The organism is Candidatus Zixiibacteriota bacterium (assembly GCA_029860345.1).
In the GTDB taxonomy this organism is placed as follows: Bacteria; Zixibacteria; MSB-5A5; order GN15; family FEB-12; genus JAJRTA01.
This window is the reverse complement of record JAOUBJ010000009.1, coordinates 33,570-52,415: the sequence shown is the minus strand read 5'-3', so window position 1 is coordinate 52,415 and position 18,846 is coordinate 33,570. Positions and strand designations below refer to the sequence as shown.

Here is an 18,846-nt window from a genome sequence, read left to right as displayed (position 1 = left end):
GAGTCGCATGGCCGCCTGGTAATCTTTTTCCAGGTGGCATTTTTGGGCAGTATCCTGCTCGGTAAGCATCTCGGCAGACAATTGAGACAGATGCGCTCGAATGTCGCTAAAGTCCAGTGAAGCCACTTTCTCCGGCAAGAGATAACGAACGAGGTCGATGTCAAAATCTATTCCGTGGTCGTCCAGCGCAGACTGTCCGGTCGTCTCCAACTGAGCCAACAGAGACGTACTGCTCCCCAGTCGTTGCATAATCAGGCTCTGGACCGTGTAATCCGCCTGCACGTCGCCTCGATATTGTTTGTTATTTTCGAAAATCGTGAAGCCGCGCTCGGAGTTTACTTCGATAGTGTCGATTTGATGTTCACGCAGGAGGTTGTTCAACTGGTTTCCGGGGTCAGATTGATCCCGACGATTGACGAACCGATCCATAAAACGACTGAAGTCTTCCATGCTCATTCTTCGTTCAAAGAGCAAGGCCTCAACTTCCAGACTCTGCATAAGGCGGGTTATTTCCTGCACGAACACGCTGTCTTTCAGACGGATGTTGAGGATGTGCAGATCACCCCTTGAGAGATTGAAATTGACGTAGCGCTTAGAGCGACAGATTCGTTCGCAATCGAGAAACGGTTTTTCCAGCGCTTTGCGGGCCATCGGGTGATGGGTACCGTAGATAGAAACCTTGCGTGCGGCCATGGCCAACTCCCGTACCAGGGAATGGGCCGCTTCGTTCATATCGTGATCCAGTATCGATTTGTTGATCGAGCCGGCTGACTTCTTCATGTGCTTCCCCAAAACAAGCTATCTCTCCTTGCTCTGTCGCGACCAGTATTCGCGACCCGTCGCTGATCGGCGGCACGGCCACGGCGCCTTTAAGCTGTCGCTGAGCCGTGATGGTGCCGTCAGCGACATTCAGACAAAACAAGTTGCCGCCCATTGTGCCGACCACCACGAACTTTCCAACCACCGTGGCCGAAGCTTTCACCACCTCGACCGTGACATGGCGCCAGAGCTCCTGCCCGGTTTGTGCATCCAGAGCCACCAGAGCGCCACTGCTGAGGCCGACAAAAAGGCGACCTTCGGCTACCGCCGGAGCGGTCCAGGCCTCCCCGCCGAGGGATACCTGCCACACCACGTGGCCGTCGTCCGGACTCACGGCAAACAGATCACCGTGGACGGAGGTGACATAGACCAGATCAGCAATGGCAACGGACGCAGCCAATGGTTGCGCCAAATCGACGCGAAACAACTCGCGACCGTCCTTGGCCGCCACGGCCAGCAGGATTCCGTTGGCCACCGGCTGATATATTCGATCACCGTCGCTGGTCGGACCGGCGACCAGGCGACCTTCAACTTTGAGGCTCCACAGCAAGTCGCCGTTATATGCATTGTATGCCCTTAACAGGCCGTCGCTGGAGGCCGCAATCAGGCGGTCATTTAATATTATCGTCCCCGCCGCGGCATCCTTAAGGCGTCTCCGCCAAATCCGGTCACGGCGAGTCAGGTCGATGCAATCCAGCCGCTCCACCGGCGGCGCGGTGCCGAAATAGGCCAGCGAATCGACCAGCGCCAACCCCGTCTGAGCCGCCCGTTTGGCCTGCCAATGGCCCAGGTAATCGCCGCCCATGGCGTCGTAAAAGCGGATTTTTCGCTTCGACCCGGGTACAATCAAAACGCCGTGACTGAGCGTGAGCGGACCGGCCGGCTTTTCGCTGCTGCCCCGTTCCCAAATGACGTTCAACTCTCCGTTGAATCCGGCCCCCTCGGAAAAACCCTGTCCCCGAAGGGCGCCTCTATGAAACGGCCAGACAGATTCAACCGCCATCTGTTCTTCGGTCAAATGAAAACGTCGGGAACAACCGGTAACAGACAGGAGCAAAACCGCCAGAAGAATTATGCAAAAACGTGAGTTCATCAGAAATTCCATCCGAAGAAGAAGTCAAAGTCGGTGTTGGCGCTAATGGTCTCAAAATCGGTTCGGCGCGTGAAGTCAAAACGCAGCAGGACAACATAACCGAGGGCCACACGGAAACCAGCGCCAAATGATCCCACAAACTGATCAAAATCATCATCCCAGGCCGACCCGACATCAAACAACAAAGCCCCTCGTATGCCTCGAAAACCGAGTCCGCCGATCGGGAAACCGACATGCAATACGTCGATCAGCGGAAAGCGCAATTCTGTCGATGCGAACAGGACGTTACGGTTGTAAAAGGCGTTGCGATCATACCCTCGGAATGACCAGCTACCGCCCAAATATATCCGTTGCGGTTCCTTACCGGCCGAGGTGTAAGCGAACATCCGGTTGGCCAGAGCTGAGTACCTGCCCAGTCTGAAGTAGTGGCGAATGTCGGCCAGGGCAGTGCGACTAAAATTGGTCATCCGGTCCAGCGACGATGTCACTCCCAGCGTAAAATTATAACGTCGGCCTTCGATGGGGCCGGATATATCCCACAGCGAGTTGTCGAAAACCCAACTGAGGTAGTGTGTGGCCAGAAACACTTCGCGTTCGTTGAACCTGAACCGGCTCTCACGTTTTGAGTAGCGCGCCAGCGTCGTCAGATCGACGCGATGGAACATTGAGATCGGGTAGCTCAACAACGCAATAGCGCCCGCCTGTCGTTCGAAGTAAAACTGATCGAAATCATTGAAATACTCATCGTAGAGATGGTATGCTCCGAGACCCCAGTTGAGTCGTCGCTCTTTGTTGATGTAGGTAACGCCGACATTAAACGATTGAAGTAGTTCATGCCGAGTGGTTGCCGTGTTGGTCAGCAGAAAATAATAGGCATGGTTCCCCAGAACATCGGACATAGCCGCCTGGAAGCCGCCCAGGGACCCATAGACCGGATCATAGCCGACATTCGATTGGGCGATGTCGAATGAGTAATCGGTGTTGTACTTTACCGTCGCGCGGCTGTACTTACTGTCGATCTGCGGCGGTTTCCAGGTGGAATGCTCAAGAGCCAAAGGCTGAGGCACATCCTGAGGTTTCTCGGGAATGTCCATTTCGTAGATACGATAACCCATGTCCTGGTAGCCGGTGTAAGTGAGTTTGCGACCATCCCGCGTCAGCCTGGGATCAAAAGCGCCGGTGACATAAGTCGATTGCTGCGTCAACCCGCCGATGCTGTCCAGCAAGAACAGGTTGTAGGTTCCGGTGCGATTCGACGAGAAGTACACGCCCCAGTCGGCGCACTCCGGAGCTTGATCATCGTAGTCGCCAAATGTCAACTGCCGTACCTCGGATGTCGACGGATCCAATTCAAAGAGATTCTGGGCACCTTCAATACCGTAGGAACCGCGATCGGACACGAACACAATCCGTTGCCCGTCGCTGGTGAAAACCGGATCGGCATCATGGTAGTCGTCATCGGTCAACGCCCGGTATTCGCCGCTGCTCAATTGCAGCAAGTATAAATTGGTAAAACCGGCCTTGCGCACACCCGAAAACACGAGGCGCCGACCATCAGGCGACAACCGAGGCGACCGGGCCTCAATCAGTTCATCAAACTCGTAGCGTTGCGTGACACGCCCCTCATTCAAGTCATAGATATACACGACATCGGCGTCCTTGGACTTGGATGAGAAAACGACTATGCCTGAATCGTTGGCGTCGATTCCCGAACGGAGAAGATGCAGCGATTCATAGTCGGCTGACCGTTCACCCTTGAGCAAGGTTGTGGCCTTGGCCTTCTTGTCTCCGGCCGGACGCATGTAGATACCTGAGTAGCCCATGCGATAAGCCTTGTAGACAATCCAGTCGCGCTCGCCGTTGCCGTCATCCCATCGGATTGGTACGCCCTTCTCAGAGAAAGCATCAAAAGTGAGCCGCTGCGATTCCATCTTCGGCAGGCCCAACCGACCGAACTCGGGAAAATACTTCTTCTTCAAAGAGTATTCCCATTTTTCAGAGAGCTTGTTGAGATCATCGCCAAGTGTAATTGCCACCACATCGTTGAAGTCTTCACCCTTGTGCCAATTGTCGAACAGGCGGCCGATCTTATCCGAGCCGTAGGCGGAGTCGATAAAGTGAAGAATCGATTCACCCAACTTGTACATATAGAAAGTACCGCGTATTTGGTACAGTTCATCGATTGAGAACAGCTTCTCCGTCAGCACCATGTCCTTGACCACCATGTCGGCCCGGGTCTGCCAATTGGTCGACCAGTATTCGGCCAGTCCTTCGGTAAACCATAAGGGCGGATAATAATGCCGTGTCCGTGGCCTGCGATCCAGAGCAACGCGAAGCCGGTCGATCATGAAAACGTGAACCATCTCGTGACGAATAACATGGGCGAAGTCACCGTAGGAACCATTGAAAGGCACCACCACGCGCCCTTTCATGAACTCCGTGAATCCGGCCACCGACTCAGGTAACAACCCCGGAAGAACATTGGTCTGCGAGAAATAAGTGGGCGAAGAATAAACAATAAGCGGTATCGGCTTGGCTATTTCGTGATTGAATTTTGTGGCCAGCCTGCGGTAGGATGATTCGGCCAGCAAACCGGCCGTCTTGGCCAGCGGTTCTTCCTCGGCATAAAAATAAATCCGAAAGTGTTCGGTGGTCATCACCTGCCAATCGAAAGTGGCGTACTGGACTTTATTCTTCCCGAAGTAAAACTGACCCCGAACCTCCCCGGCCACGAAAATCAACGACAGCGCCATCAAAATCAGCGCGCCCTGACACAACCTCCCCCAATGGAGTGATCTCATGGTGGCACAGTTATGTGAAAATCGGTATGTCATTTTATCTACCTGAGCAAACACCTGTAAAGACGCAGTCATGGTTCATAATGTTCACCGCTGGTTTGGGCTTGTTGTTAACGCCAAAGAACATCATATCACCTTACGATTGTAGTTGCCCTGCCGCATTCGGCACAGACGGCACCGTTTATACCGACCACCTCAGTTCGGTATCCAAGGCGTCGGATCAAGGTGTGACCACAGCCGGCACAGGTGCTGTCGGAGCCTTCGTCCGAGGCTATGTTGCCCAGGAACACGTGGTTGAGTTTCTCTTGCGCCAGTGCCCGCGCCCTTAACATGGTATCGGCAGGGGTGGCGTTCACATTCAGTTTGTACTGCGGATGATAGGCCGACAGGTGTAGTGGGATGTCCACTGAGAGCGATGCCACGAAGTCGACCAGTCCGGCAATATCCTCATCCGAATCGTTCTTGCCGGGAATGAGCAGGTTGGTCACTTCAAGATGAACGTCGGAGGCCGCCAATGTTTCAATTGTTTGCAGCACCGGCTCAAGCTTACCCTTGCAAATCTTCGCATAGAATTCCGGTCGCATCCCTTTGAGGTCGACATTGGCGGCATCGATATACTCGACCAATGTGGCCAGCGGTTGGGGCATGATGTACCCGTTGGTGACCAGGACCACCTTCAAGTCAGCCTGGTGCAAGAGGGGCGCTGCGTCCATAATGTACTCATACCAAATCATCGGTTCGGTGTAGGTGAAAGCCACACCGGTTGAATCATGCCGCTGGGCCACCTCAACCAGCGTTTCCGGGGCGACGTATTCGGTCTGGGTTTTTGTTTGGGAGATACTCCAATTCTGACAATGCAGGCATCCCAGGTTACAGCCGTTGGCCCCGGTCGACAAGATATCCGTGCCCGGATAAAAATGGTAGAGCGGTTTTTTCTCGATGGGGTCTACCCCCAGTGTGACCGCCTGACCGTAGTTGTCGGTAAACAGTTTGCCCTGTTTGTTAAAACGGCAGCCGCAGATTCCTACCTTTCCCTCATCCAACTTGCATTCGGCCGGACACAACTCGCACTGTACTTGGTTGTTCGGCAACGGCTGGTAAAAGGCCGCTTCTTTATGCATGGCGACTGTCTTCCTCAATGGATTTCACGGCGGCAAGCAGGTTGTCGACCACTTTGATATCATCTCCAAAACAGAAATCGCTCAACCGTTGTTCCTCTTTTGCCCCTTTACCGGTACGGACCAGCAGTGGGGTCACAGCAGTCGTAAAGCCAAGGAAGAGATCGTCCAGTTTGTCGCCAACGGCATACGAGCGCCTCAGATCGATTCCCAATTGCGAAGCAGCCTCTTCGAGCATTCCGGGCGCCGGTTTGCGACAGTTGCATGATATGGCGTATTCGTCCACCTTGCCATCGGCCAGATGAGGACAATAGTAAACAGCGTCCACCTTGACGCCCTGTTCAGCGAGCATCTGCACCAGACGTGCGTTCATCCGCTCAACGTCCACAACATCGAACAACCCGCGCGCGACGCCCGATTGGTTGGAGATGATCACGACTTTGAAACCAAGACCTTGAACCTCTTTCAACGCCTGGACAGAACTATCGATAAACTCAATCTGATCGGGATCACTGAGAAAGTGCTTGTCTGTTATAACCGTCCCGTCGCGATCGACAAAGCAGGCTCTACCAATACCGGCAGAGTCATCGAGAATGTTCGCGGTTTGTTTGCTTACCATGGCCGGTGTGATGCGTTCGAGACAGAAACGTCTTTCACGATAGCAAGGTGTGCGACCGTGGCGGGAGCAGGGTCGGCAGTGTTCGTCTACCTCGACCACACAGTCGCGCAAACCTCGCCCGGCGAAACCCAGCGCCTGGTGGGTGGGTCCAAAGACCGCCACCACCGGCGTTCCCACCGCCGATGAAAGATGCGCCAGGCCGGAATCGTTGGAGACTGTAATGTTAGCTTGTGCGATTACATCGGCCAGTTGTGCGATGGGCTGGTTGATGCACTCAACAAAGCGCTCCGGTTCGAAAAGAGATTTCAATTCAGGCCAGGCTCGTTCGTGCTCCGTTCCAATCCAGATGATTGATGCAGCCCGTGTTCGATACAGCGTGGTTGCCACCTCGGCGAAGCGCTCGATCGGCCATTGCTTAGTCGGGTGAGCGGCGCCGGGAGCGACAGCGATGATCGGTCCCTGGTGACTTATGCCGCTCAGCAGGGCTGAGATCTGTTCATGCGACGACATTTTGAGCTGCGGCCGACGACAAAAGAGGGACCCGCCTGAGCTACTCACGGCGCTGTTGTAAAGATCGATGGTGTGAGGATAATGTCTGGGTATCTTCTTGGTGCGACGTGTCATCAGCCACCGTTCGCCCCGACGTTTGGGATAGCTGACTTTAAGCCCGGCCTTGAGCATCATTCGCGTGGCTATCGAGCGAAGATTGCCGTGCAGGTCAATTACCTTTTCATAGCGTACCTTTGAAAACTCGCGGAGACACCGGTAGAACTCGGTCGTGCTCACAGGGTCTGAAATAGACAGGACCTTATCGACGGTACCGAACCGTTGGACAACCGGCGCAAACCGCTCTTTGGTCAGGTATGTGATTTCATGGTCCGGGAAACTGATACGCAGATTGGCCACCGCGGCCGAAGTAAGCAGCACGTCCCCCAGCGAACCGAATCGAATGACTAAGATCCTCTTCTTCATCTAGAGGAAAAGATACAACCCGACCCCCCCGGCCACAAAACAATAATAGGCGAAATACTCAAACTTGCCGCGCCGAAGTACGGCCAACACAAGGTATACGGCAACAAGTGAAGTAACAAACGATATACTTGCCCCAAGCATATACTGCCCAAGCAGTTCAACGCGCACGCTAAAAAGCTGACCAAGCTTTAGCAGGGTCGCGCCACCAATGGCCGGAATGGCCAGCAGGAAAGAAAACTCGGCTGCCTCGGCCGGCTTTATCCCGGCATGGAGCCCGGCGGAAATTGTGCTTCCCGATCTCGATATACCGGGCAAGATGGCCAGGGCCTGGGCCACACCCATTATAAGAGCCGGATGCCAGGTAAGGTCCCTCGCCCGCCGTGTTGCCCAGCGCGTTGACATGAGTATGATAGCGGTGACGATCAACATCCAGCCGGCGAAGACAGGTTGGGAGAATGCCTCGGCAAAAAAATCCTCGAACAGAACACCAAGGACACCGGCTGGAATGGTGGCCACTATCAAATACCAAACTACCCTGCGATCAGCCACCAGACTGGGATTGAACAATGAGACTACAAGTTTGAAGAGGCGGACCCGAAAGTAGATCAGTACGGCCACCAGGGAACCTACATGAACGAGTATCTCGAACGACATGCCCGGTTGCTTAACCCCCAACAAGGCCTGCGCCAACACGAGGTGCCCCGACGACGACACCGGCAGGAATTCGGTCAGCCCCTGCAACAGTCCGAGGATGGCAGCGTCAAGCCAGGTCATGCCGGATGATCGAATCTATCCACACGCCGCCTGGGCACCCTACAAGACACGGTACCGTAATCCAACAAACAAGCCATCGTTACCGTCAAACTGGAATTCACCGAACAATCCGAAATTCGGTGTCATGTCCCATCCGGTACCGAGGCTCAACCCGAACTTGAGTTCGGACTCAGATGAGGACACCTTTTGACCGAGGACGTTGACTTCAACCTTGTAGCGCTCCAGTCGAACATTGAAGCGACCATACGGCGTCAAGGTGGTGTTGTTGCTTAGATCGAACGGATGTGATCCAATCAAGTCGGCGCCGATCTGAAAAACACTCAGACCGTCGAAATCGACATACTCCATAAACCCACCCACCGCCAGATCGAGCGGGTCTTGCCTGGTGACGTCGGCGTCCATCATCTGGTAATGGAAATCCAGTCCAAAAGTCACTTTCGCGTCGACATTACTTTCATCGGCAACACCCAGTTTCAGTCGTCCTTCTGTCGAGGGCGACATTCCGTAAGCAAAGAAACCGAAAAATGAATTCATGTCGGCCGCGCCAACACCCATCCCCAATGAACCTTTCCCCTGTCCAACAACCTGCGCCGTGCTCAGTGTGCCGAAGGCTGAACCGATAGCATCAAAAGAATCGCCCTTAACCATCCCTGCCGACAACACTAAGACTGTTACCAAGACTACTGCTTTTTTCATTTTCTCCTCATGGATATCGTATTTTTGCGAAACTGCCAAAGTTTTTATCCTTGCCATCGTAGATCAATACCCCTTAAGCGTCAACAAAAAAGCCCAACCGGTTCTGAAAATTGTTGACAGGTTTGCGCGCCTTCTCTTCCTTGCCATCTAGCTAAACGGGAAGAGAGATTCCGGTTGCCTCCTTTCGTGATGCAATCAGATTATTCCAGCCTGCCTGAGTTTGTTGATTCAGGTTTACGAGGCACATAACAGACTGGAGAGTGCAAGCTATGTCCGACACGCTCAAGTTCCAACCGACCACCAGCAGCAAACGCGGCAATTGGACCGGCCACCTCGGGTTCATCCTGGCCGCCACCGGGTCAGCTATCGGCCTCGGGAATATCTGGAAGTTCCCCTATATCACCGGCGACTACGGCGGTGGCGCTTTTGTGCTGGTCTACTTGATTTGTGTAGTAATCGTCGGCCTGCCGTTGATGGTGGCCGAATTGATCGTCGGTCGGCGCACTCAGGAGAATCCGGTAGGAGCTTTCCAAAGGTTGCACAAGACAGGTAGTGTCTGGCAAGCCACCGGCTGGCTCGGCGTCGCCTCCGGGTTTTTGATATTGTCGTTCTACTCAATCGTGGCCGGTTGGGCATTGGCTTATATTTTCAAGGCCATTGGCGGCTTCGCGGGAACGTCGGAACAGATTCAAGCCGAGTTCGGAACCCTCGTTACCAGTCCGGGACAATCTATCTTCTGGCATTCACTCTTCATGCTGATGTGCGTCGGCATCGTAATCGGTGGCGTCAAGCGGGGTATCGAACGCTGGTCCAAAATACTGATGCCCACCCTCTTTGCCATTTTGCTGGGACTGATGTTCTATGGCCTATTCTTCACCAACGGTGGCATGCAGGCGCTAAACTTCCTGTTCAAACCGGACTTTTCAAAACTGACCGCCGAGGGTGTGCTCTCTGCCCTGGGGCATGCTTTCTTCACGCTGTCGCTGGGCATGGGTTGTATGATCACCTATGGCAGCTACATGAAGCGGGGTACAAGTCTCACTCGTGACGCCATCGCGGTGTCGCTCCTTGACACCCTGGTGGCGCTGGTGGCCGGCGTGGCCATTTTCTCCATGGTCTTTCATTACGGCATGGAACCCGGTCAGAGTGTCGGGTTGATCTTCAAAACCCTGCCGGTCCTATTTGCAGATATCGGCCCATGGATTTCGGTACCGTTCTTCGTACTGTTAACTTTTGCCGCCGTCACATCGGGTATCAGTTTGCTGGAGGTAGTGGTGTCCTACTTTGTCGATGAGCGCAAGTGGAGCCGTATCTCGGCCACCCTGGTGATGGGTGCATCGATCTGGCTGGTCGGCGTCTGCTCGGCCATGTCGTCCTGGACCGTACCCTTCACCGACGGCCGTGGGTGGTTTGACTTCTTCGACGTGTTAACGACCAATTACATGCTGCCGATCGGCGGCTTCTTGACTTGTCTGTTTGTCGCCTACGTGATGAAAGATGCCGACCGCGCCGACGAATTCGGTTCGCGTGGAACTCTGTACATGGGTCTTAGATTTTTCTTGAAATACATTACCCCCATAGCGGTATTCGTCGTCATCCTGCATGGATTGGAGTTGCTGCCGTTTATGGACTACGGTAACTGAGACACAACGATTTCAGCAGGGTCATTAACGTCATGCTGCAAGTGATAGACCTATCCAAAAGCTACGACCGCACATCGTATGCTGTGAAGGAGCTCTCTTTTGAAGTTGTGCGTGGAAGTATCCTGGCGCTGTTGGGCCACAACGGCGCGGGCAAGTCCACAACTCTCCGAATGATCTCGACCATGCTCGCACCCACCAGCGGTCGCGTACTCATTGACGACGTTGATCTGTCCCAGGCCGAAACCGACCGGCTGCGATTAATCAAGCGCAATATAGGATTCGTGCCGGAGACAGCCAACCTGCTCAGCTATCTGACCCCATGGGAGTATCTGTTCTATGTCGGCCAAATGTATGGCATGGAGGATGAAAGCCCTCTCAACACTCGGGTCGATACCCTGGTCAATCAATTCTCCATCACGGAAGCCAAAGTGAAACAGATCGAGCACTTTTCAGCCGGACTCAAGCGGAGGATCTCCATAGCAGCCATGTTAGTCAATTCGCCGCAGTTGCTCCTATTGGATGAACCCACCGCGCACCTGGACCCGATCGGAATCAAAATGCTCAAGGAGTATCTTAAACACCTCAGGTCGGAGGGTGTTACTGTCCTTTTGGCCACACACCAACTTGACATCGCCGAACAACTGGCCGATCAGATCCTGATTATCAATGAGGGACAAAACCTCTTTCACGGTACGCTGGATGACCTGCGTGAGCGCTACCCGGATTCCGACGGTCGGGATAATCTGGAGAATTTCTATTCGCAGTTAATCGGTAATTAGGTATCTGTCATGCCTGACGCACTTAGCAAATTCCGCATCCCCCTGCTGCTCCAAAAACTCGAATTGCTCAGACAGGTTCGCAACGGAATATTCGCTCGCCTGTTCGGTTACCGACTGGTTTCGATGAAAGCAGCACTCACCGTCAAGGCGGCCATTGTGCCTGCCTATGTCGGCCTTACCTGCCTGGTGCTCATGCTTACCAATAACGACTTCGGAACGGCCACCCGAGTCGGCCAGAGCCTTGCAACCTATCACCACAGTATCATCAACGGCGGCGCCCTGCTTCTGTTCTATCTCGGAATGTTCGTCGGCGCCGTCCAGATTTCAGAGTTGATCACAGCGGAAAACGAGCGACTCCTGAGTTATCCCATGGTGGTGTCGGACCTTGTGTATTACCGCGTCATGGATATGTGGCTCGTCGTCATCAGAACCTGCCTGTACTTTGTCCTCCCCGGTACGGGCCTGACCTTGGTGGCAATGGGTTGGTCCCTGCCATGGACCATCGTGATGACCGCCATGACCATGATCTTTGTAGCGGCCGCTTATCTGGTGGGCGTCAATGTTGTGCTGACAATCGCCAGAGGATTCCCTCGACTCAAGTCAGACAGAATATTCATCGGTATTTTTGTGATTTCGGGCGTGCTCCTGGTTGTGGGCATTCGGTTATTCAAGGCCGGGTACGTTGGTTCGCCTGATGTATCGTTATGGGCGTGGCTCAACCAACAGCTGGCCCTGGGTTCTTATTCCTCTATGATGGACGCCATGATTCTACGACCCTGGGGTACTGGGCAGGCGGTCTTATCTTTGGTGGCCGGCGGTGGAGTGCTATATTGTTTATCGAGATTGTCTGTGCGGTCATTCCGTATGGCTTTCCACCGAATACACACTCAGGCCGGTGACATGGCCGCTCAGGCTCAGGGCGACACTCTCAAGATCGGGTTCGCCACACTGAACCGCGGCATGAAACTGTTACCCCTCGATGCACGGACCCTCCTGGTAAAGGATATCTTGAACCTGATCCGAAAACCACACCTGGTGGTGAAGAGCATTGTGTTCGTTGGTGCCCTGGCTCTTCTTGCAAACTGGAAGGTCTCACTCCTGGACGATCTCTTTCTGTTTGTATTGTATTTATCGTCCAACCTGGTGGTATCCCGATTGTTTCTTAACATCATCGGGCAGGAACGGGGCAACATACTTCTCATCAAACAACTCTATCCGACGGTGTGGAGATACCTATCGGCACGAGTTACAATTGCTTTCGTGGTTTCAGCCTTTGTTCTTATCCTCTTCTGGTGCCTGCTCATTGGTTTGTCGGAGTACTTCACGTTGCTTGACATTCTCCACCGTTCACCACTGCTCCTCTTGAATATTCTTCTGACATCCCTCCTGGTGACATTCTGCTCGGCCGCCTTTGCCGAGTTTAACCCCGAGCGTTTCGGCAAGCAAGACGTAGGCATTCATCCCTTGGCTATGATGGGCGTATATGGAATCGGGATGATCTTGACTTTGTTCTCCTATAAGCTGGACCTGGTTCTGATGGCCGCTGGGATCGACAACGTAACCCTGATATTTCTCACAGTGACAGGTCTCTTCTTGATACTCTGCATGTTCATCTTGAGCCGGGTCGGAATCAGAAGGATCACGCACTATTCTTAGACCAACCGGAGGCGTTGTCCACTTGAAGAGCGCCGACGAATCGACTGCGCCACTTCGTTGCGAGAAATCACTTGAAGCTCAGGCCTCTCTCTGGTCCGACGAGAGCGTCATGCCGCCCGCAGTAGAAACATGCAGACAGGCGGTGACTTGAAAACTGATCGCCGCGCTGCCTACAACCCGAGTGTCTGTGAATCGCTCGCTATGATCCAGACTCGGACGTTTACCAATTGCCGCCCCCGTTTACTCTTCAACGGCCAGGTACTTCAATGCCTCTTGCTTGAGACGGTCGCGGTCGAAACCATCCAGGTTTACTATTTCGAGAAACTCCAAAAAGCCCTGATCGATCCGACCGATAGCAGAACGGCCGAACGTTCCCGAACTCTCATCGCTCGTCTCTTTCTCAAAGCGAACATCCAGCGCAAACGACTTCTGTTTCAAAGCGGCAATCTGGGCCGAGGGAATCGTCTTGAGCGTTTCCTCACTGACCCCGGTGACATTCACCCGGACGATCTTGTCGGAGGCGCCGATCTTCTCGATAGTCTCGGTCAGTATCTGCGCCAGTTGATCGCCCCGTTTCCCGGCGGCATTTATGACCGGAACGTCGACCATAGCACGACAAGCGACCGGCTCAAACTGCACGCGCAACGGATCGAATTCGACGACACAAAACCCCTTATCCGCATCCCTCTCTGATTGCGACAAACGTTCGGTCGAGCCTGAATAGTAACCATGCCCCGATACTTTGCAGAAGTTGTGAAAATGTCCCAGGGCGGCATAATCGAATCGATCAAGTACATCCAAGGGCAATTCCTGTTCGCCCAGGTCGGCCATCGAAAACTCCGGCATCCCGGCGGCAACACCGTGAGCCACGAAAATGTTGTAGCGAGCTTTCTCATCGGGAGTGCACAATTGCAACTGTTCTTTCTGCGAGGCAACAGTCAGACAGTGCGGCAGGGCGCAAATTGCCGCCTCGCCAAGCCTGATCTTCTCCATACGGCCGGCAGCCACCACGTACAGATTCTCAAACTGACGAAACACTTCCAGTGCAGCGCCGATATGTGGTTGTTTGGGCGCGTCGTGGTTGCCACAAATCAGGATGGTGGGAATACCATGCTGCTCGGCCAGTTTGTGTAGTTGCTCGGCGGCCATGGCCATGATCCGGTTGATCGGGCGTACTGCATGAAACAGGTCACCTGAGTGAATGCACAAATCTGGCTTGATGGCGATAATCCGATCAACAGCCTCGGTGAAGGCATTGACAATATCCTCCTGCCTGAGCGTCAGGCCGCTGGCGCCGCGCCGCGGATGGTTCTCCCCCGCGCCCAGATGGCTGTCGGCAAAGTGGCAGAGTTTCATGTCGGACAAGATAAGGCAGCTTCGGTCGTTGCTCAATCACAAATTGCACCGGATTTCGTGCGTGGTGTACGTCCTCGTGCACTACGTGGACACTGGGCCAGACGAGGGCGTCTGCCGCCCACAACATGCTTCTCTCTTCAGTAGGGTGGGTCCGTCTCCGGACCCGCCAACAGGCCGGTGGCCCACAGCTTGGGGCATGTTGACAAACCCCTTTAGCCGTCAGGTGACCTGCGTTGCAGTGTTGGTGCTTTCAGGCGACTCGCCTGACGGCCATTGGATTGTGCGGCAGGTGTCGGGCGGGGTCGCCCAACACCACCTGCGAGCCAGACCCTTTTTAACAAGCTCCTTGCTGTGGGAGTCGTTCACACTTCGACTGCGCTCAGAACGACACTGTCAAGCCGTGTTTTGGGCCCTTCGGGTCAGGGATTTTGACCAACCAAAGATGATCGGCTCAATATATATCGTAACGGGAGATACGGTCGCGCAGGGTGTTGCGAGAGATGCCAAGCGTTTCGGATGTCTTCACCTGGTTGCCGTCGAAGTGCTTCAGGCAACTGGCGATTACCGCCCGCTCAAATGCAGCCTCCAGGAAATGGAAAATCTGCCCCGGCGAATTAACAATCAGCTTGGGCATGATCGGGTCGATCAGTTTGGTGAATGTCTCGGTGTAGTCGTCTTTGAGCGAGGACAGATCAACTTGCAGTTTCGAACTGTCCTCTGAGAAAACCGGGAAGTCTTCAGCTTGCAGGACTTCGCTCTTTGACATCACCAGCGCGTTTTGGATGTTGTTCTCAAGTTCGCGCACGTTGCCCGGCCATTGGTATTTGGTCAACATCTGGAGCGCCTTCTTGGAGACGCGTCGCACCGGCTGATTGAGTTGGCCGGCAAACTTCTTACAGAAAAAACTGACCAATAGCGGTATGTCGACCCGTCGTTCCCTGAGCGGTGGGATGTAGATCGACACAACTTTCAACCGGTAGAACAGATCGACGCGGAACGATCCTTCTTTCATACACTGCACCAGTGACTTGTTGGTCGCCGCCACGATCCGGACATCGGCATTGAGACTTTCGGTTCCGCCGACCCGCTGGAAGTTCTTGTCCTGTAGGACCCGCAGTAGCTTGGACTGAGTGAGCATAGTCATGTCGGCGATTTCATCGAGGAACAAAGTGCCGCCATCGGTCTGTTCGAACTTGCCGATCCGCTTGAAATAGGCTCCGGTGAAGGCTCCTTTTTCATGACCGAACAGTTCGGACTCAAGCAGCGTCTCGGGCAAGGCGGCGCAGTTTACCGAGAGAAAGGCGTTGGAGTGCCTTTTGGAGTTGCGGTGAACGGCGTGGGCCACCAGTTCCTTACCGGTACCGGATTCGCCTATGATCAACACGGCGGCGTCCGACTTGGCCACCTGTCCGATCAACTTGGCGATCTCGACGATCTCCGGCGACTGGCCGACGATCTCATCGACGCCGGGAACTATCGGTTCTTCACGGGCCGGTCCGGTAGCAAACGGGTTTTTCTGCGCGGTCGAAAAACCGCAGGCTTTGTTTACGGTGTCGATCAGTTTTTCAATCTGGAACGGTTTGGTCAGATACTCAAAGGCTCCCTCGCGCATCGCTTCCATCGCATCATCGGTAGAAACAAAACCGGATATCACGATTATCGGAAGATTCTCTTTGCTCTCTTTGATCTGTTTGAGTACCTCCAAACCAGACAAGGACGGCAGGTTGACATCGAGCATGACCAGATCAATGTCCTCGTGCTCATCGACAAATCGACAGACCTCGGTCCCGTCTTCGAGGAAGCTGAAATTGAATTTCTCTGGATCAAAGAGGTTGGCCAACGACTGGGATAGATCCTTGTCGTCATCAACCAGTAGTATATTTTTCATTCTGTATCTTACCTAATACCTTCCGTTATACCGCTTTTATCGGCGGCTTTCAGGATTTTTGAAGAGACAAAAAAGGGATATGCAAAAGAGATTACCGAAATATCCGGATGAATTGCGGCGCGGGTTCTCTACAGAGGAGTGAGTTGCTCAATCGAACAAAACTGTGCTGATCTTCGAGTCGACAGGTTGGAGTCCTGCAGTTCGATCCGGAATCCTATAGGCAGGGATATCCAATGTCTCCCATGCACCTAAGTGTGCGACTTAATTGTCTGGCGACCGGATCGGGCCTGCTTGCGAGCAGATTTGGAATCCCAGGCGGGCCGACCGGTAATCTGAAGTAGAGCAGAACCGCTTCTGGTTCTGCCATTCTACGTAGGCGGAACCGCTAACTCGCCGCGGCGGACGCCCTACATAATACAGCTATAGTCCGGTAACCCGCCCAACTGTCCCTGGAATGGAAAAGGGATTCTCAATTTGCGCTGGATTCAGGTGATTCCAGAAAGACCCACCGTAAGCTCTCTCCCCGGGCAGCCTACTCCTCTTCCTCGATAAGAAAGCGAACAGCTGTACCCATCCAGAAAAAAGACGCTATGAGGTTGAACCCAAGGCCGGCCAGAAGGACCCAGTAGACCAACTCAGGTCTGAATTTCTCTATGATAGTAACCGGTCTCCCGGCCGCGGCTGACACGATTGTCTGGCTGGCTACAACCACCAAAGCCAGGAAGACACAGGTTAGAGGATTCCTCCAGAAGATCGTTAGGGATCGTTTGAGCCCCTCCAGAACATTGTCGCCATAGAGGGCTATCACCGGGATGACAAAATAGAACATAGATAAGAGTAAGGTGAAAATGGCCGGTACAATAGCAAACTCAAAAACGGCTATTCGACGAGGTGATCCCCACAACCAGTCGACCAGATACTGAGGCAAGACCAGGATTACAGCCAGCATCAACCCGTTAAGCAACAGCCACCCCAGCATCAACTGAAACCATGATGACAACACCAGCTTGAAAGGTGATGATTCCGGTTTCTTGACCTGAAGGTAACTGTCGAAGAAAACCAAGGCCACCAGTCCAAGTACCGCTCCCTCAAAGAGAAGTCCCAGAACCAGCTTGGCGTAGTCAAACAACTCCGGCAGCACCAGGAAATGCCCGGGATAATGAAAGAACCCTGTCGCCACTTTATCTCCAAAAAGACCGGCCCAAAGCTTGATGGGTCCATAGAAGACCGGTAACAGCGCATTGTAATGAGCATACAACACTAACCAGTTGAGCAGAAAGAAAACCCCCAACACCAACCAGATTCGTCCCCGACCAAACTGACGAAAGGTATCATGAAACAGGGTGATAAACCTGTTGATGGATCGGACAAGGTTCATGTTGGCTCCCGGCCCAAGCGAGTAACTACGGTGCCGTCACCGTGTTAGATGCCGCTGAATCTCCATGATAGTCGAAGACCACGATAATGTAATCACTACCGATCGGCGGGCGGCTCATTTCGAAACGATTGGTCGACGATGAGGTGGTGATCATCAACGGTTCGGCAATACCGGGCACCGTATTGATCAACCGATAACTCTCAAAGTCGGACTCTGAGCTTGTCGTCCACGTGAAAACGACCGTCGAAGTATCGACACCAAAGCTCACGCCAAGTTCTACCGACGCAGGTGCCGTGTTGATGTTCATCAGTGTCTCAGAAATGAAATCCTCGGCTCGGTTGCCGGCCTCATCGGTGAACGATCCGGTAACGACTTCATCGAACGCATAGGCACCAAAAGGCACGGTGTACATCCTGGTGTAAGTAGCGTCATCGGCCACAGCATCTCCATTGGTGCCGTCATCAAACAGTTCCAGGTCGGGCTCCAAACCGAAAGAGACCGACGCCTCTCCCCCAATCTCACCGCTTTGCATCCGAAAAGTGGTAACTTCCCCTTCAGTCATTGGATCGTTAGGGGGAAAGAACGTGAAGGTTTCAATCTCGGCAAAGGTATCCAGCGTTATGTCATCCGACAACGGCTGACCGGTCTCGGAGCCATCGGCGAATTGCATACGGACATAGACCGTCTTGACACCATCATCTTCCGACAACTCAAACGACCTGGTCACACCGTAACTCTCCCACTCGGCATCACCGAAATCCTGCTGCTCTGATATCTGTACGAATTGAGCATTGACCCCGGTGTTGATCCGCACCTGAACGTCGCGGCGACTGGCGTACTCACTGTCGTTGTTAATACTGATTGAGAAATGTGTGGGCGTTGCAGCCACATGGGCCGATGCCTGTGACTCGACACCTGAATCGGTCACACTGGTCACCCGCATAAAGACCGGCCGGTTCAAAAGCAAACCGGAGAGAGTGACAGTGTAGGCCGTTGTCGAGTCGCTCAGAAGGTACTCGCCAGCCTCGCTTTCAGCAGTATAGACCCGGAACATGTTTGTTTTGCTGCTGTCGGAAAGTTCCCAGCTTATTGTAACGGTAGCGTCATCGACGACCGCCTCCAGGTTGATCGGAATCGGAAGCGGCGTCGGCAGCGAGCGCACCGGGTCCTGCGACTCAATGTGCCGTTCGCAAGCCGGCGACAGCGTCAGGACCAACAGCGTCGTTATAATTGCATGTTTTTTCATGGCTATCCACC

The 18,846-nt window shown here is 53.7% G+C and carries 13 protein-coding genes; 3 read left to right on the top strand and 10 right to left on the bottom strand.

Annotation, left to right across the window (positions count from 1 at the left end):
• Positions 1 to 592: 592 nt before the first annotated feature.
• From OEV49_10445 to OEV49_10420, 6 genes are all read right to left on the bottom strand, one after another.
• A complete protein-coding gene (locus tag OEV49_10445) occupies positions 593 to 1,912 on the bottom strand; it encodes a PQQ-binding-like beta-propeller repeat protein (protein MDH3891490.1) in 1,320 nt (439 codons plus the stop codon).
• Positions 1,912 to 4,713 (bottom strand): hypothetical protein, encoded by a 2,802-nt coding sequence (locus OEV49_10440; protein MDH3891489.1) that lies wholly within the window; start codon positions 4,711 to 4,713, stop codon positions 1,912 to 1,914. Before OEV49_10440 ends, OEV49_10445 begins: the two co-directional genes overlap by 1 nt.
• Positions 4,714 to 4,841: 128 nt before the next feature.
• A complete protein-coding gene (gene amrS / locus OEV49_10435) occupies positions 4,842 to 5,831 on the bottom strand; it encodes an AmmeMemoRadiSam system radical SAM enzyme (GenBank protein MDH3891488.1) in 990 nt (329 codons plus the stop codon).
• Complete coding sequence (gmhB, locus tag OEV49_10430) at positions 5,824 to 7,419, bottom strand: D-glycero-beta-D-manno-heptose 1,7-bisphosphate 7-phosphatase (protein ID MDH3891487.1); 1,596 nt, start codon at positions 7,417 to 7,419, stop codon at positions 5,824 to 5,826. Before gmhB ends, amrS begins: the two co-directional genes overlap by 8 nt.
• On the bottom strand, positions 7,420 to 8,193 hold the full coding sequence (locus OEV49_10425; protein ID MDH3891486.1) for an undecaprenyl-diphosphate phosphatase: 774 nt from the start codon (positions 8,191 to 8,193) through the stop codon (positions 7,420 to 7,422). It abuts the gene before it with no gap.
• Positions 8,194 to 8,232: 39 nt separating this feature from the next.
• A complete protein-coding gene (locus OEV49_10420) occupies positions 8,233 to 8,889 on the bottom strand; it encodes an autotransporter outer membrane beta-barrel domain-containing protein (protein ID MDH3891485.1) in 657 nt (218 codons plus the stop codon).
• Positions 8,890 to 9,158: 269 nt separating this feature from the next.
• On the opposite strand from OEV49_10420, the gene OEV49_10415 reads away from it, so the two are divergent.
• The 3 genes from OEV49_10415 to OEV49_10405 are packed head-to-tail and all read left to right on the top strand — an operon-like array spanning position 9,159 to position 12,967.
• A complete protein-coding gene (locus OEV49_10415; protein ID MDH3891484.1) occupies positions 9,159 to 10,532 on the top strand; it encodes a sodium-dependent transporter in 1,374 nt (457 codons plus the stop codon).
• 32 nt (positions 10,533 to 10,564) lie between these two features.
• On the top strand, positions 10,565 to 11,311 hold the full coding sequence (locus tag OEV49_10410) for an ABC transporter ATP-binding protein (protein MDH3891483.1): 747 nt from the start codon (positions 10,565 to 10,567) through the stop codon (positions 11,309 to 11,311).
• A 9-nt stretch (positions 11,312 to 11,320) separates the two neighbouring features.
• On the top strand, positions 11,321 to 12,967 hold the full coding sequence (locus tag OEV49_10405) for a hypothetical protein (GenBank protein ID MDH3891482.1): 1,647 nt from the start codon (positions 11,321 to 11,323) through the stop codon (positions 12,965 to 12,967).
• A gap of 240 nt (positions 12,968 to 13,207) precedes the next feature.
• On the opposite strand, the gene OEV49_10400 is transcribed toward OEV49_10405, so the two are convergent.
• From OEV49_10400 to OEV49_10385, 4 genes are all read right to left on the bottom strand, one after another.
• The gene (locus tag OEV49_10400) at positions 13,208 to 14,359 is read right to left on the bottom strand and encodes an exonuclease SbcCD subunit D (protein ID MDH3891481.1); all 1,152 of its coding nucleotides are present in this window, start codon (positions 14,357 to 14,359) and stop codon (positions 13,208 to 13,210) included.
• Between the two features lie 415 nt (positions 14,360 to 14,774).
• A complete protein-coding gene (locus OEV49_10395) occupies positions 14,775 to 16,211 on the bottom strand; it encodes a sigma-54 dependent transcriptional regulator (protein ID MDH3891480.1) in 1,437 nt (478 codons plus the stop codon).
• Positions 16,212 to 16,743: 532 nt separating this feature from the next.
• Positions 16,744 to 17,589: a hypothetical protein gene (locus tag OEV49_10390; GenBank protein MDH3891479.1), complete on the bottom strand. Its 846-nt coding sequence runs from the start codon at positions 17,587 to 17,589 to the stop codon at positions 16,744 to 16,746.
• A gap of 25 nt (positions 17,590 to 17,614) precedes the next feature.
• A complete protein-coding gene (locus OEV49_10385) occupies positions 17,615 to 18,835 on the bottom strand; it encodes a hypothetical protein (protein MDH3891478.1) in 1,221 nt (406 codons plus the stop codon).
• Positions 18,836 to 18,846: the final 11 nt, after the last annotated feature.